At 70.2% G+C, this 14588-nt stretch carries 14 protein-coding genes; 4 read left to right on the top strand and 10 right to left on the bottom strand.

Annotation, left to right across the window (positions count from 1 at the left end; translation table 11 throughout):
- Positions 1 to 5: 5 nt before the first annotated feature.
- Positions 6 to 1286: a TRAP transporter large permease subunit gene (locus ACFW16_RS07975; RefSeq protein WP_380303587.1), complete on the bottom strand. Its 1281-nt coding sequence runs from the start codon at positions 1284 to 1286 to the stop codon at positions 6 to 8.
- Positions 1287 to 1289: 3 nt separating this feature from the next.
- Complete coding sequence (locus ACFW16_RS07980) at positions 1290 to 1835, bottom strand: TRAP transporter small permease (RefSeq protein ID WP_380303589.1); 546 nt, start codon at positions 1833 to 1835, stop codon at positions 1290 to 1292.
- 224 nt (positions 1836 to 2059) lie between these two features.
- Between ACFW16_RS07980 and ACFW16_RS07985 the strand changes: the two genes are divergently transcribed.
- Both ACFW16_RS07985 and ACFW16_RS07990 read left to right on the top strand, forming a co-directional pair.
- Positions 2060 to 2881 carry a cyclase family protein gene (locus tag ACFW16_RS07985; RefSeq protein ID WP_380303591.1) on the top strand — a complete coding sequence of 274 codons (822 nt, stop codon included), beginning with the start codon at positions 2060 to 2062 and terminating at the stop codon, positions 2879 to 2881.
- Positions 2882 to 2987: 106 nt separating this feature from the next.
- Positions 2988 to 3740, top strand: a complete 753-nt coding sequence (locus tag ACFW16_RS07990) for a TetR/AcrR family transcriptional regulator (RefSeq protein ID WP_380303593.1) — start codon at positions 2988 to 2990, stop codon at positions 3738 to 3740.
- Here ACFW16_RS07990 and ACFW16_RS07995 read toward each other — a convergent pair.
- The 6 genes from ACFW16_RS07995 to ACFW16_RS08020 all read right to left on the bottom strand — a co-directional run bounded on the left by ACFW16_RS07995 (position 3685) and on the right by ACFW16_RS08020 (position 10511).
- A complete protein-coding gene (locus ACFW16_RS07995; protein ID WP_380303595.1) occupies positions 3685 to 4548 on the bottom strand; it encodes a shikimate dehydrogenase in 864 nt (287 codons plus the stop codon). The genes ACFW16_RS07990 and ACFW16_RS07995 overlap by 56 nt on opposite strands.
- 201 nt (positions 4549 to 4749) lie before the next feature.
- Positions 4750 to 6156: a CehA/McbA family metallohydrolase gene (locus ACFW16_RS08000; protein ID WP_380303597.1), complete on the bottom strand. Its 1407-nt coding sequence runs from the start codon at positions 6154 to 6156 to the stop codon at positions 4750 to 4752.
- Positions 6153 to 7256 carry an ABC transporter ATP-binding protein gene (locus ACFW16_RS08005; RefSeq protein WP_380303599.1) on the bottom strand — a complete coding sequence of 368 codons (1104 nt, stop codon included), beginning with the start codon at positions 7254 to 7256 and terminating at the stop codon, positions 6153 to 6155. The genes ACFW16_RS08000 and ACFW16_RS08005 overlap by 4 nt, the downstream gene beginning before the upstream one ends.
- 10 nt (positions 7257 to 7266) lie before the next feature.
- Entirely contained in the window at positions 7267 to 8091 is an 825-nt protein-coding gene (locus ACFW16_RS08010; protein WP_380303601.1) for a carbohydrate ABC transporter permease, read from the bottom strand.
- A gap of 1 nt (position 8092) precedes the next feature.
- Positions 8093 to 9007, bottom strand: coding sequence for a carbohydrate ABC transporter permease (locus ACFW16_RS08015; protein ID WP_380303603.1), 915 nt, complete (start codon positions 9005 to 9007; stop codon positions 8093 to 8095).
- Between the two features lie 145 nt (positions 9008 to 9152).
- Positions 9153 to 10511, bottom strand: a complete 1359-nt coding sequence (locus tag ACFW16_RS08020) for an extracellular solute-binding protein (RefSeq protein WP_380303605.1) — start codon at positions 10509 to 10511, stop codon at positions 9153 to 9155.
- Positions 10512 to 10733: 222 nt separating this feature from the next.
- Between ACFW16_RS08020 and ACFW16_RS08025 the strand changes: the two genes are divergently transcribed.
- Both ACFW16_RS08025 and ACFW16_RS08030 read left to right on the top strand, forming a co-directional pair.
- Positions 10734 to 11783, top strand: a complete 1050-nt coding sequence (locus tag ACFW16_RS08025) for a LacI family DNA-binding transcriptional regulator (protein WP_380303607.1) — start codon at positions 10734 to 10736, stop codon at positions 11781 to 11783.
- A gap of 21 nt (positions 11784 to 11804) precedes the next feature.
- Positions 11805 to 13772 (top strand): DUF5054 domain-containing protein, encoded by a 1968-nt coding sequence (locus tag ACFW16_RS08030; protein WP_380303609.1) that lies wholly within the window; start codon positions 11805 to 11807, stop codon positions 13770 to 13772.
- A 4-nt stretch (positions 13773 to 13776) separates the two neighbouring features.
- On the opposite strand, the gene ACFW16_RS08035 is transcribed toward ACFW16_RS08030, so the two are convergent.
- Both ACFW16_RS08035 and ACFW16_RS08040 read right to left on the bottom strand, forming a co-directional pair.
- Complete coding sequence (locus ACFW16_RS08035; protein WP_225770525.1) at positions 13777 to 13986, bottom strand: hypothetical protein; 210 nt, start codon at positions 13984 to 13986, stop codon at positions 13777 to 13779.
- Positions 13987 to 14091: 105 nt separating this feature from the next.
- Positions 14092 to 14562, bottom strand: coding sequence for a YHS domain-containing (seleno)protein (locus ACFW16_RS08040; protein WP_380303612.1), 471 nt, complete (start codon positions 14560 to 14562; stop codon positions 14092 to 14094).
- Positions 14563 to 14588: the final 26 nt, after the last annotated feature.

Consider the following 14588-nt stretch of genomic DNA (forward strand, 5'->3'; position numbering starts at 1 on the left):
CGCGGTCATCGGGCCAGCCATTGAGCCGGAACCATCACCAGCTCCGGGAACAGGATCAGCAGGACCAGCACCGCCAGCTGGGCCAGGAGGAAGGGCCAGACGCCCTTCATCAGGTCCTCCATGGTCAGCTTCGACACGCCGCAGATGACGTTCAGCACGGTGCCGACCGGCGGGGTGATCAGGCCGATCGAATTGTTGATGATGAACAGCACGCCGAAATAGACCGGGTCGATGCCCGCCTGCTTGATCACCGGCATCAGGACCGGCGTCAGGATCAGGATGGTCGGGGTCATGTCCATGGCGGTGCCGACGGCGACGACCAGCAGCATGATCGCCGCCATCAGCAGCATCGGGCTGTCCATGAGAGGATCGAGCATGGCGGCGAGCTGGCCCGGCAGGTCGGCGACCGTGATCAGCCAGGCGGAGACGCCGGCGGCGGCCACCAGGAACATCACCACGCTGGTGGTCTTGGCGGCCGAGACGAGCACGTCGAAGACCTGGCCGGGGCCCAGCTCGCGATAGACCACCATGGCCACGAACAGGGAATAGACCGCGGCGACGACGCCGGCCTCGGTCGGCGTGAACACGCCGAATTTCAGCCCGACGATGATGATCACCGGCAGGAACAGCGCCCACAGGCTGTCGGCGAAGGCGCGGAGGCGCTCGCGCCCGGTGCGGCGCGGCGGCAGCCGGATGTCCTCGCGCCGGACCACCACCAGCCAGGCGATGCAGAGGGCCAGCGCGATCATCAGGCCGGGCGCGATGCCGGCCAGGAACAGCTTGGTGATCGAGACGCCGCCGATGACCCCGAACAGCACGAAGCCGATGCTGGGCGGGATGATCGGCCCGATGATCGCGGCCGAGGCGATCAGCCCGCCCGACCGGCCGGCGCTGTGGCCGGATTTCAGCATCATCGGCATCAAGAGGGCGCCGAGCGCCGCGGCGTCGGCCACGGCCGAACCGGACAGGCTGGCGATCAGGCAGGCGGCGAGGATGACGACGAAGCCGAGCCCGCCGCGGATATGGCCGACCAGCGCCATGGCCAGGTCGACGATGCGGCGCGACAGGCCGCCGGCATTCATCACCTCGCCGGCCAGCAGGAAGAAGGGCACGGCCATCAGCGGGAAGCTGTCGGCGCCGTTGATGACGTTCTGGGCGACGATCTGGGAATCGAACAGGCCGAGATGGATCATCAGCGCGACGCCGCTGAGGATCAGGGCGAAGGCGATCGGCATGCCGATCGCCATGGTGCCGAGCAGCGACGACAGGAAGACGGCGACGACCACGGCTCAGCCCTTCCGCGCCGCGCGCGGGGCATCGAGGGCGGCGAGCTCCTCGGAGTCGCGGACCAGGATCAGCTCCTCGGGCCCGGCCCGGCCGAGCAGCAGGCGGGCGAGGTCGGCCAGGATGATCAGCGCGGCCGGCACGGCGAAGGCGATGCCGGCGCCGTACAGCAGCGCCATCGGAAAGCCCACCGCCGGCGAGGCGACGTCGAGGTTGATCATCGCCTGCTCCACGCTGCCCTTGAGCAGCAGCCAGATCGCCAGCAGCCCCAGCGCGCCGGACACGGCGAGGCAGGCCTTGGCCGCCGGCCGGGGCAGGCGGCGCAGCAGCGTATCGATGCCGAGATGGCCGCGCTCGCGCAGGGCCACGACGGCGCCGAGGAAGATCAGCCAGACGAAGAACAGCCGCGACAACTCCTCCGACGCGGTCAGCCCCTGGTTGAAAGCGTAGCGCAGCACGACGTTGCCGAAGACCAGCACCACCATCCCGGCGAGGAGCAGGGCGATCAGGACCTTCAGCAGCGCGAAATAGGCTTCGACGGCTAGACGCATCGGGCTCTCCCTGTGGTGGCCGCCGGCCGCGGCTTCGCCGGTCTTGAATTCTTCTTCCTCAGAAATGTACGAACTGGTACGTATAGTCAAGCGCCCGGCGAGATCCGGCAAGGATCGGCCGTCGGATGCGTGTTCCCCGTCCAAGCCGGCGGGCGGGGAAATGCGGTCGTCGACGCCGGCGGAGCCGCCTCCTCGAGAACGCGGCCGAGGGAGAGGGGAGCGTCATGTGCCCACCGGGCTGTCTGGAGACGATCTGCCGCCATGTGACCCGCCGCGGCGTGCTGAAGGGCGGCATCGCCATGGCCGCAGCGTCGGCTGTCCCAGTTGCCGGCGCCGCCGCAGCGCCGGCCGCGCGGTCCTTCACCGATGTGCAGGACCTGACCCATCCGCTGTTCGAGGGCTTCCCGACCTTCGACGGCTCGAAATGGTTCGCCATGGAGCCGGTGTTCCGCTACGCGAAGGACAGGCTGAACATCAACCGCTGGACGCTGATGGAGCACACCGGCACGCATATGGACGCGCCGCTGCACTTCTCGGCGGACGGGCGCAGCGTCGACGAGATCCCGGTAGCCGACCTGGTGGTGCCGCTGGCGGTGATCGACATCTCGCAGCGGGCGCAGGACGACCCGGACAGCGCGGTGACGCCGGACGACATCAAGCGCTGGGAGGCCGCGAACGGCCCGCTGCCCGAGGGCTGCTGCGTGGTCATGAACTCCGGCTGGCACCGGCTGCTGCACACGCCGCGCTTCGCCGGGCGGGACGAGGCCGGCAGGAACCACACGCCCGGCTTCCACGGCGAGACGGCGCATCTGCTGATGACCGAGCGCAACGTCAAGGGCATCGGCGTCGACACGCTGTCGCTCGACCTCGGCATCGAGACCGGCCGCTTCCCGGTGCATTACTCCTGGCTGCCGAGCGGGCGCTGGGGCGTCGAATGCCTGGCCAATCTCGACGGGCTGCCGGCCAAGGGCGCCCATCTCGTCCTCGGCGGCCCCAAGGTGAAGGGCGGGACCGGGGGGCCGAGCCGGGTGCTGGCGCTGGTGTAGAAGGGGACGCGGCCGCGGCGCGAAAGCGCTTGTTCGCGGCCGCGAAGTTCCGGAGAAGTAGAGTTCCGCCGATCGGCGGCGTCGGTGCGGGGAGCGGGCCAGGGACATGGCGGGCAGGATCAAGTCGGGCGCCGCGGAGCGGAAGACCGCCCGCAAGAACGACCCCGAGCGCACCAAGGAGGATATTCTCGAGGTCGCGACCGAGGAGTTCGCGACCCATGGGCTGAGCGGCGCGCGCGTCGACGCGATCGCGGAGCGCACCCGCACCTCCAAGCGCATGATCTACTACTATTTCGGCGGCAAGGAGGGGCTGTACCACGCGGTGCTGGAGAAGGCCTATGCCGACATCCGCAGCGCCGAGGCCGAGCTGCATCTGGAGGACCTGCCGCCGGAGGAGGCGATGCGGCGGCTGGTCGAGTTCACCTTCGACTATGACGAGGCGCATCCCGACTTCATCCGCCTGGTCAGCATCGAGAACATCCACCGGGCCGAGCATCTGCCGCACACCACCTCGATCCGCAGCACCAATCTCGGCATCATCCAGACCATCGCCGCGATCCTGGAGCGCGGGCGGAAGGCGGACGTGTTCCGGGCCGGGATCGACCCGGTCGACCTGCATATGCTGATCAGCGCCTTCTGCTTCTTCCGCGTCTCCAACCGCCACACCTTCGGCACCATCTTCCGCCGCGACCTGTCGGAGCCGGGGCTGCGGGACAAGCACCGGCGGATGATCGGCGACGCCGTCATCCGCCTGCTGCAAGGCGGGGCGGAAGCGGTGGAACTGTCGCCGCCCGCGGGGGCCGCTACCCCGGCCCGAGCGAGGCGAAGTGCCGGGTCATCCGGTCGGCGTCCGGCGTGATGCCGGTGAACAGCCGGAACGCCTCGACCGCCTGGAACACCGCCATGCCGCCGCCGTCGAGGGTGCGGCAGCCACGGGCCCGGGCGACGCGCAGCAACTCGGTCTCGAGCGGGAAATAGACGATCTCGGCGACCCAGTGCCGGGGCGCCAGCAGCTCGGCCGGCAGGGGCAGGCCGGGATGCTTCGCCATCCCGGTCGGGGTGGCGTGGATCAGCCCGTCCGCCGCATCCATGGCGGCAAGAAGGTCGGTGCCGGCCACCGCGCGTCCCGCGCCGAACCGGGCGGACAGGCTGGCCGCCGTCGCCTCCGCCCGGGCCTGGTCGACATCGAAGATCGCGAGCTCGCCGATCCCGAGGGTCAGGGCCGCATGGGCCACGGCGGCGCCCGCGCCGCCGGCGCCGAGCTGGACCGCGCGGTCCTTGCGCACATCCGGCAGGCCGCGCCGGAAGCTCTCGGCGAAGCCCCACCAGTCGGTGTTGTGACCGATCCGCCGGCCCCCCTCGAACACCACCGTGTTGACGGCGCCCAGCGCCCGCGCGTCGTCGGACAGCGCGTGCAGCAGCGGAATCACCGCCTGTTTGCAGGGATGGGTGATGTTGAGCCCGGCGAAGCCGAGCCGCTCCGCCGTCTCGATCAGCTCGGGCAGGGCCTCGACGCCGCGGCCGAGCACCTCGAGATCGATCAGCTCGTACGCGTAGCCCAGCTTCTGCGCTGCGCCTTCGCACATGTGCATGGCCGGGGTCCGGGACGCCTGGATGCCGGCGCCGATCAGCCCGACGCGCAGGGTGGTGGGACGGATATGGGTCACCGGCAAGGCCCCAGGCCGAACCGTCCGGACGTCTCGCTTCCGCACGGACGCTGGGTGTGTCTTGGACGATTCATGTCTCTTCGCCTGCGCCGGTGTGCCTTTTCCGGAAAATGTACTAACTGGTACGTTCATGTCAATTGCGGTAACTTGGCGGTCTAGGGCAATCGCTTGAAATGTCTCCGGTCGCGGCTATCGGCCGTCTCACCCGACATGGATCGGGTTGCTGAGCGCCCGGCACAGGGGCTGGGCCGCGATGTCCTCGCGGGTCATGCCGGCCGGCAGGCCGCGGCCCTCCAGCGCCTGCAGGAACTCGGCCTCGAGCCGCGGGCGGCTGGCGGCGGCGACGATCTCGGCGCGCAGGAAGCGGTCGGGTGAGGGCAGGGTCAGCCGGCCGACCCACTCCTCCGCCGGGATCTCCTGCTCGGCGACCACGCCGCCGGCATCGACCCAGACCAGCCGATCGCCGGCCGCGCCGCATACCTCCGCCTCGACCGTCCAGACGGTGCCGCCGAGGCGGGTGCCGCCCATCGGCACGCCACCGGCGGTGACGGCGAGATGGGGCCCGTCCGGCCCCTCGGTGACATAGCCGCGGCCGGCGCGCAGCGCCCGCAGCACCGCCCTCTCCGACAGCTCCGGCAGCCACAGCGCCGTGGCCGGCCGGCCGAGACCGAGCGGCCCGGGCGGCGCCGGCGCCGCCGGCTGGTGCCAGTCGCTGCCGCCGATCAGGGAGATGCGGCGGCCTTCCCGCAACCGCGCGTCGTAGCGGGCCAGCGAGATCCAGTTGCCGGCGAACCAGTGCGACTGCCACGCCTCCATGCAGTCCACCGCCGGCAGCTCGTGACGCCAGGGGATCGGCGGCTTGTCGTGGTTGATCGACAGCAGGCCGCCGGCGCGTCGCACCGCCTCCGCCAGCCGGTGCGCATCGGCCGGTGCGGTCATGCGGAAGTCGATCCAGTCCTCGGCACCGAAGACATTGGCGTGGCCCTCGGCGGTGGTGATCTCCTCGCCGCGGATGAAGACCAGGTCCGGGGTGCTGCGCGGGGCGAAGTAGCGGCGCTGGGTGATGGTGTTGTGGTCGGTCACGGCCAGGAAGCGCAGACCCGCCCGCCGTGCCGCCTCGTGCAGCAGCTCCGGCCCGCCGCGGGCATCGCTGTGATGGGTGTGGCAGTGCAGGTCGCCGCGGTACCAGCCGGGCGCCGGTTGGCGCACCTCGGCCGCCGGCTCGGGCATCCATTCGAGGCGCGGCGCGTCGTCGAGCCGGACGGTCAGCGTCACCTCGGCGCCGCCGGGCGGCACGCGGTACAGGCCGAGCAGGATGGTCCAGGTTCCGGCCGGGATCGGCCCCGGCACGTAGCCGGGGGTGGCGTCGTCGGTGGCGACGAAGACCGCGTCGCGGGCGCCGCCGCTCCAGCCGCGGAAGCCGGCCGGGCTGGGAAAGGCCGTGGCGTGCGGGTCCATCAGGCCCAGATCGATGATGCAGTCGCCGGCCTTGGCATAGGCCATCTCCACGTCGATGCGCGTGGTACCGGGCGCGATCTCGACCTGGACCGGGCGGTAGGGGCCTTCCGTGGCCGTCACCCGGACGGTCAGCGCCTGGGCGGGTGTCACGGCTCCTCCCGCGAACCCGGGATGCGGCGCCCCTCGGCGTCGAAGAAAACCGCGTCCTCGGCCCGGAAGCCGAGCCGGACCATGCGGCCGAGGCTCAGCGGATCGTCCCCAAAAATCCGGGCGGTGACCCGCCGGTCGCCCGGCAGCAGCAGCGTCACCAGGCTTTCCGGCCCCATTCCCTCATTGGCGAAGAGCTCGCCGGAGAGGTTCCAGTCGTCCCCGGCGACGCGCAGATGCTCCGGCCGGATGCCGAGCGTCAGCCTTCCGCCGCGGTCGATCGCGCGGCCCAGGGCATCCCACAGAGGCAGGGGCGGGGCCTGCAGCCCGTCGGCCGCCAGCACCGCCGCGCCGTCGTGCCGCGCGGCCTCGACCGGCACCAGGTTCATCGGCGGGTTGCCGACGAAGCCGGCGACGAAGGTGGTGGCCGGGCGGCGATAGACCTCGAGCGGCGGGGCGTACTGCACCACCTCGCCGGCCTCCATCACCGCCACCCGCGTGGCCAGCGCCATGGCCTCGGCCTGGTCGTGGGTGACGTAGACCGCGGTCATGCCGATGTCGCGCTGCAGATGGTTCAGGAAGGCCCGCGCCTCCAGCCGCAGCTTGGCGTCGAGGTTCGAGAGCGGCTCGTCGAACAGATAGACCTGCGACGGGTGCACCAGGGCGCGGGCCAGCGAGGCGCGCTGCTGCTGGCCGCCGGAGATCTGCGACGGCAGCCGGTCGAGCAGATGGCCGATCTGCAGGATGTCGGCCACCTCCTGCGTCCGGCCGCGCCGCGCCTCGACGGGCGCGCCGCGGACCTTCAGCGGATAGCCGATGTTCTGGCCCAGCGACATGTGCGGGTACAGCGCATAGTCCTGGAACACCATCGACAAGTTGCGGTCCCTCGGCGGCTTGCGGGTGACGTCGGCGCCGCCGATCAGGATGCGCCCGCCGGTCGGCTGCTCCAGCCCCGCCACCATGCGCAGCGTCGTGGTCTTGCCGCAGCCGGACGGCCCGAGCAGGCAGACGAAGTCGCCGTCGCCGATGTCGAGGTCGATGTCGCGCACCACCGTCAGGTCGCCGAAAGCTTTCCGGACCTTCTCCAGCGTTACCGAAGCCATCGGACCTCGCTCACGATTTGATGCCGCCGAAGAACCGGAACCCGAACTTCCAGCTGACGAAGAGGTAGAGCGCCACCACCGGCGCCGAATAGACCACGGCATAGGCGGAGAGCAGGGTGACCACCGGCGTCCCGGCCTCGGAATAGTAGGAGTAGATCGCCAGCGCCGCCGGCATCCGGGATTCGCTGCGCAGCAGGACGAAGGGGATCAGGAAGCTGCCCCAGATCTGCACGAAGGCCCAGACGGCGACGACCACGACGCCGGGGCGGATCACCGGCAGGGCGACGTCGAAGAAGGCGCGCAAAGGCGAAGCGCCGGCGACCAGCGCCGATTCCTCATAGGTCCGTGGCAACCCGTCGATGAAGTCGCGCAGGATGAACATCGCGGTCGGCAAGAGGCCGCCGGCGAAGACCAGGATCACCGCGATATGGGTGTCGACCAGGCCGATGGTGCTGACGATCAGGAAGATCGGCACCATGGCGGCGGAGCCGGAGACGACCGAGGAGAACAGGAGCAGCAGATAGGTGATGGCGCCCTTGCCCGGCACCGGCGCCCGCGACATGGCATAGGCCGCCAGCGTCGCCGCCGCGGTGACCAGGGCGACGCCGCCGACGCTCTGGATCAGGCTGTTCAGCAGCGCCCGCATGGCGAAGCCGTTCTCGAACGCCTTGGCGAAGTTGCCGAGGGTGAACGGGTCGGGTACCGCCAGCCCCAACTCGGCCCGCGCATTGAACGGCGCCAGCACGAACCACAGCAGCGGCAGGGCGAAGACCAGGCCGATCAGCGCCGCCAGGCCGGCGAACAGGATGCGCAGGAGGACGGGGCGCAGCGGCATCTCAATGCTCCGCCGCGGCCTTGCGGCGCCGCGCCAGGCCGAGATAGGCCAGCGCGAAGGCCAGGTTGATCAGCATGATGACGACGCCGACCGCGGCGCCGCGGCCGAACTCGAAATGCTTGAAGGCCAGCTGGTAGGTGTAGATCGACAGGATCTCGGTGCGGAAGGACGGGCCGCCGCCGGTCAGGAGGAACGGCGTGAACACGTTGAAGGTCCACATCGTCACCAGGATCAGGTCGGTCACGACATGGCCGCGGATCAGCGGCAGGGCGATGTCGCGCAGCTTCTGCCAGGACGAGGCGCCGACGACGCTCGCGGTCTCGAAATAGCTCGGCGGGATCGATTGCAGCGCCGAGGAGAACAGCATCATCGAGAAGGCGGTGCCGCGCCAGGTGTTGAACACGACGATGGCCAGGAACGGCATCTCCAGGAGCCAGTCCGGCCGGGGCAGGCCGAGCGCGCCGAGGATGCCGTTCAGCGTGCCGGCGTCGCGGTCGAGATAGGCGAACCAGGCGAAGCCGATCACCACCTCCGGCAGGATCCAGGCCGCCACCACCGCCGCCTGCACCGCCGCCTTCAGCGCCGGCGGAACGGTCTGCAGCAGCCAGGCCAGCAGCAGGCCCAGCAGCGCCTGGCCGATCAGGGCCGAGAGCAGCACGAACTGGACGGTCAGGATCAGCGAGGCGCCGAACTCGCCCGGGGCGAAGAAGGCGCCGCCGTCGAACAGCGAGGTGTAGTTCTGCAGCCCGACGAAATCCGGGTGCAGCGCGGTGCGGCCCAAAAGGGTGCGGTTGGTGAAGCTGACCGCGATGATCCAGAAGAACGGCACGACGACGAACAGCCCGACCAGCACCCCGGCCGGCACCATGAAGGCGGCCCCGGTGCGGGCGGTGAGGAGGGTGGGGCGGTTGTCCATTATTCTCCCCTCGCGGGAGGGGGGAGCGCAGACGTAGGTTGGGTTCGCGGATGCGAACCCAACATTGACGTGGGTTCGGCCGGATGGATGTTGGGTTCGCGCACGCGAACCCAACCTACGATGCCGATCCGTCCCTGCCCCATCCTCAGCCCTTGCTGACGGTGTTGGCCTCGCCGACGATCTTCTTCACGGCGGCGCCGTAGCGGGCCATCGCCTCCTCCGGCGTGGCGGTGCCGGAGACCACGGCCTCGGTCATGCGCTGCAGCTCGGCCGAGACCTTGTCGTAGTTCGGGTCGTTCGGCCGGGCCGTGGTGATCGGCATCAGCGCCTTGGCGGTGTCCTGCAGGAAGGCGGAGTTCGGCACCGGCACGTCGTCGCGGATGCGGATCCGCTCCTCGAAGCCCTGATAGGCGGTCAGCGCCTTCTGGCTGTTCATGAAGGCCAGCAGCGCCCAGGCGTCCTTCGGGTTCTGCGTGTTCGGGTTCAGCACGAAGCCGGTGCCGCCGGAGATGGTGACGAAGTCGCGGCCGTCCAGCCCACGGCCGGCGGCCTCGGCCGGGATCTTGGCCCAGCCCATGGTGCGGTCCCGGTCGGCGACGGCGAACTCGCTGCCCGGCGCGGTGACCGAGCGGTAGAACCAGTCGCCCTCGACCAGCATGGCGGTGCGGCCGTCGCGGAAATTGGCGAAGCTGCGGTTGCGCCCGTCGGCCAGCAGCTGGGCCCGCTGGTCGCCCAGCTTCTCGTCGACATAGATGGTCTTGTACAGCTTCAGCGCCGCCAGGATCGCCGGGCTGCTGGTGATCCACTTGCCGTCCTTGTCCTGCAGCGCCTCGCCGGCGCCGAGCAGCAGGGGATACCAGCCCTGCATGGTGGTGGCCTCGCCCATCGAGACCCCGGCGTTGATCTGCAACGGGAAGCTGTCCGGATCGGCCTTCTTCAGGGCGCGGGCGACGGCCAGCAGCTCGTCCCAGCTGGCCGGCTGCCAGCCCTCGGCCTTCAGCCCGGCCTTCGCGAAGACGTCGCGGCGATAGTAGATGACGCGGACATCGGTGCCTTCGGCCAGGCCATAGCGCTTGCCCTGATAGGACATCAGCGCCTGGGCGCCGGCCGAGATGTGCGACCAGCCCTCCCAGTCGTTGACCTCCGCCCCGGCGATCTCGTCGAGCGGCTTCAGCAGGCCGCCCTCGACGAAACTGGGGATCAGGAAGCCGTCGAAGCTGGAGACGTCGGCCCCGGCGCCGGTGGAGAAGTCGAGCGCCAGCTGCTGCGTCAGCTGCTCGTCGGTGCCGCCGAAGCTCTTCAGCGTCACGGTGTGGCCGGCACCGGCCGGGCTTTTGGCGAATTCAGGGATGACCCAGGTCTTGATCCAGGTCGCCAGCTCGGTGTTCACGCCGCCCTCGACGCAGCGGCAGACGATCGACAGGTCGGCGGCTTGTGCCGGCGCGCCCCAGCTCAGGGTCGCGATCAGGCCGGCGGCGAGAATCCCCAGGCGATGTGCGGTCATGCGCTGCGTCCTCCCATGGCGGCGCATCCTTCAGGCGGGATGCGGCTTCGATGAGAAGTGAACACGCTTTCAGTTTTCCGTCAATCGCGATCGCTCTGTGTTCTGCGGTTCGCTTGAGATCGTTAAAATTCGAGCAAATCCGCCAAAATCCCACGTGACTACGCTTGACAGCCCAACGTCGTCTGGCCAGTGTGGATGAAAGCGATTTCAGTCGAGGCACTGGTGGGAAGCGCGGACGGGAGCCGGAAGGGGCAATCCATCGCCGAGATCGTGGCGGGCCGGGCGAAGGTCTCGCGCGCCGCGGTGTCCCGGGCGTTCAACCCGAAGGCGCCGCTCAGGGCCGACAAGCGCGCGCTGGTGCTGCGCATCGCCGAGGAGATGAACTACGTCCCCAACATGGCCGGCCGGGCGCTGGCGACGCAGCGGTCGCATCTGGTCGGCGTGATCGTGCCGCATGTCTGCAGCCCCTGGGAAAGCCTCGAGATCGACGCACTGACCACGGCGCTGCAGGACCGCGGCTTCGCCACCTTGCTGTTCAAGACCCGGATCGACCGCAGCCTGGACCCGAAGCTTCTGTCCTATATGCGGGCCTACAACCCGGACAGCGTGGTGGTGTTCACCGAGAACGTGCCGCCCGACCAGCTGCACCGCGCCTTCGACCAGGCGGTGCCGGTCTATGTCGACTACCCGAACGAGGCGACCGATCCGGGGCCCCGGCCGGAATCGGCGATGCACCGCTTCGACTGCCTGCGCGTGCTGCAGCGCGACGGCATCGAGCAGGCGGTAGCGCTGCTATCCGGTTTCGGCAGACGGCGCTTCGCCTATCTGGCCGGCAACCCGAGGGCCCAGGCCAACACGGCACGGCTGCGCACGCTGCAGCAGGTGCTGGCGGCGCGCGGCCTGCCGCCGGCCGCGGTGGTGGAGGGCGATTTCAGCTATCAGCGCGGCCATGACGCGACCATCGAGCTGTTCCGCGGCGGGCCGGGCGCCGAGGCGGTGTTCGCCGCCAACGACGTCAGCGCGTTCGGGGCGCTCGACGCGCTGCGCCACGCCCTGGGGCGGCGGGTGCCGGAGGAGGTCAGCGTCGTCGGCTTCGACGACATCGACCAGGCCGCCTGGCGCAGCTACGACCTCACGACCATCAAGATCGATGTCGAGGAGCGGGTGGCCGCGCTGGTGCGGCTGATCCTGCAGCGCCTGCAGAACCGCGCCGCCCCGCCGCTGGTCGAGACGATCCGCACCAAGCTGGTCGTCCGCAGCACTGTGGGTTAGACGCGCCAGAAGGACCACCCGATGACCGGCCGGACGATCCACCTCGTCTTCAAGACGCATCTCGACATCGGCTTCACCCAGCTGGCCGAGACGGTGCGGCGGGAATACCACGAGGTGTTCATCCCGCGTGCGATCGACACCGGCGAGCATTTCTTCGCCGAAGACCCGGCGCAGCGCATGTTCGTCTGGACCACCGGGGCCTGGCTGATCTGGGACCATCTCGAGACCCAGCCGCGCGACCAGGTGCGGCGGCTGGAGCGGGCGATCGAGCGCGGGCTGATCCGCTGGCACGGCCTGCCCTTCACCACCCACACCGAACTGATGTCGCCGGCGCTGTTCCGCGCCGGCCTGTCCTACGCGCAGGCGCTGGACCGCCGCTTCGGCACCAGCACCATCGCCGCCAAGATGACCGACGTGCCGGGCCATCCGCTGGGCATCGTGCCGATCCTGGCCGAGGCCGGCATCCGCTTCCTGCATATCGGCGTCAACACGGCCTCGACCCTGCCGCAGGTGCCGCCGCTGTTCCGCTGGCGCGCGCCGTCGGGCGAGGAGGTGCTGGTGGCCTATCAGAGCAGCTACGGCGCCACCTTCTTCCCCGAGGGAATGGACCAGGGGCTGAGCTTCGCCCACACCTCGGACAATGTCGGGCCGCAGGGCATCTCCGCGGCGGCGGAATGCCACCGCGAGCTGCGGGCGGCGAATCCCGGCGCCGCGATCCGGGCCTCGACCCTGGACGATTTCGCCGCCGCGGTCTGGCCGCAGCGCGCGCGCTTCCCGGTGGTCGACCGCGAGATCGGCGACAGCTGGATCCACGGCAGCGCCAGCGACCCGGAGAAGACCGCCCGCTTCCTGGCGCTGCAGCGGGTTTATGATCGCTTCGCCGTGGAGGGGCTGGACGATCGCCGCTTGGCCTTCGGCCGGCGCCTGGCGATGGTCGCCGAGCACACCTGCGGCGTCGACGTGAAGACCTTCCTGCGCGACGAGGATGCCTGGGACCGGCCGGATTTCGAGGCGGCGCGGCGGCGCGACCCGCGCTTCCGCTTCGCCGAGAGCTCCTGGGCCGAGCAGCGCGGATACCTCGACGCCGCGCTGGAGGCTCTGTCCCCGGCGGACCGGTCCGCGGCGGAGCAGGCTCTGGCCGAGCTGCGGCCGGGCGACCCTGTCGATGCGGATCCGCCGGCAAGCAGCGGCGTCATCGAGGCCCGGGCCGGCGACTGGCGGCTGAGCGTCGAAGGCGCGACCGGCGACGTGACCGCGCTGACCGCTCCGGACGGCCGGATGCTGGAGGGGATCGGCGGCACCTTGATCGCCTATGGCTATGAGAGCTACGACGCGGCCGATGTCGCCGCGCATATGCAGGGCTACCTGACCCAGCGGCTCGAATGGGCGCTGCTCGACCACGGCAAGCCGGGGCTGGAGCGGGCGCGGACCGCGCGCTCCGCCGTCTGGCGGCCGCGCCTCACCGGGCTGGCGCAGGACGGGTCGGGGGCGACGCTGCTGCTGGACCTGCCGGAAGAGGCGCATGCGGTGTTCGGCGCGCCGCGGCAGGTGGAGCTTCGGATCGCGGCGGCCGGGGCCGAGAACGAGGGCAGCCTCGACCTCGTCCTGGTGCTGCGCGACAAGCCGGCGAACCGGATGCCGGAGGCGAGCTTCTGGGGCTTCACCCCGGCCGGTGTCGAGGGCTGGGATTTCCGCAAGATGGGGCTGTGGCAGCCGGCCGACCGGATCGCCCCGAAGGGCGGCGGACAGCTGCAGGCCGTGTCCGGCATCCGCGGCCGGCTGGCGGGCGGCGGCGTTCTCGACCTCCGGTCGCCCGACGCGCCGCTGGCGGCCCCCGCGCTCTCGCCCTTCATGCCCTTCGCCCCCGGCCTGCCGGATTTCTCCGGCGGCGTGCGGATCAACCTGCACAACAACAAATGGGGCACCAACTTCCCCATGTGGTGCGAGGGCACGCTGCAGTTCCGCTTCCGCCTGCGGCTGGCGGGCTAGGCGATCACGCGGATCTCTTCCGGCGCCGCTCCTCGCTGTGGTTCACGACGTCCCCGACATCGCCGAAGGCGATGGCGTTGCCCTGCTCCGGGATGACCTGCTGCCGGTCGAGATCCAGCCGGGCGACGATGACGTCGTCCTTATCGCCGTTCGAATTCGTTATCTCCAAGTGATCGCCGGGCTTGCAGCGCTGCAGAATCACGAGCGGATCCATTGCGAGCTCCATGCGGTTTCGGGGGGGCGCCATGCGTCGGTCGGCCCGCATATGGGAGTCAACACGCCGCGCCCGGCGACGGTTCGGTCCGACACGGCGATCGGCCTATTTGACGTCGTCTCGATCCAGGCCGGGCCAGTTCGCATTGGCCTGGTCGATATAGCGCCCGGTGTCCTTCAGCCAGGTGTCGCGGACGCCGAGGTCGTAGTTCAGGTACAGCCGCCCGTCGACGATCGACCAGGCCTCAGGCTCGATCTTCACCAGATAGCCGCGCGACGTGCCATAGGCGCAGAAGCCGCCGAAGGCCGGCATGTACGTCTCCGGATCGGCCTCGAACAGCGCCTTGTCCTCGGCGCTGGCGAACCACCAGGTGGCGCCGCCGTGCTGCGCGGCGAATTCGGGCTTGCCCTGGCGCGGTGCGCCTTCGCGGAAATAGGCGACCGGGTCGTAGCCGCGGATCGCGACATGGTCGGGCGATCCCAGCGTGTTGACGGGGCGCTGTGCGTCCTGAGCCGGGGCGGCCAGTGGCACGACGCAGGCAAGCGCGGCCAGCGCCAGCAGGGTGCGTCGGAGCATGATGCTTTCCTTTCGGGGATGCGGGA

This window comes from Inquilinus sp. NPDC058860, assembly GCF_042743185.1.
Taxonomy (GTDB): domain Bacteria; phylum Pseudomonadota; class Alphaproteobacteria; order DSM-16000; family Inquilinaceae; genus Inquilinus.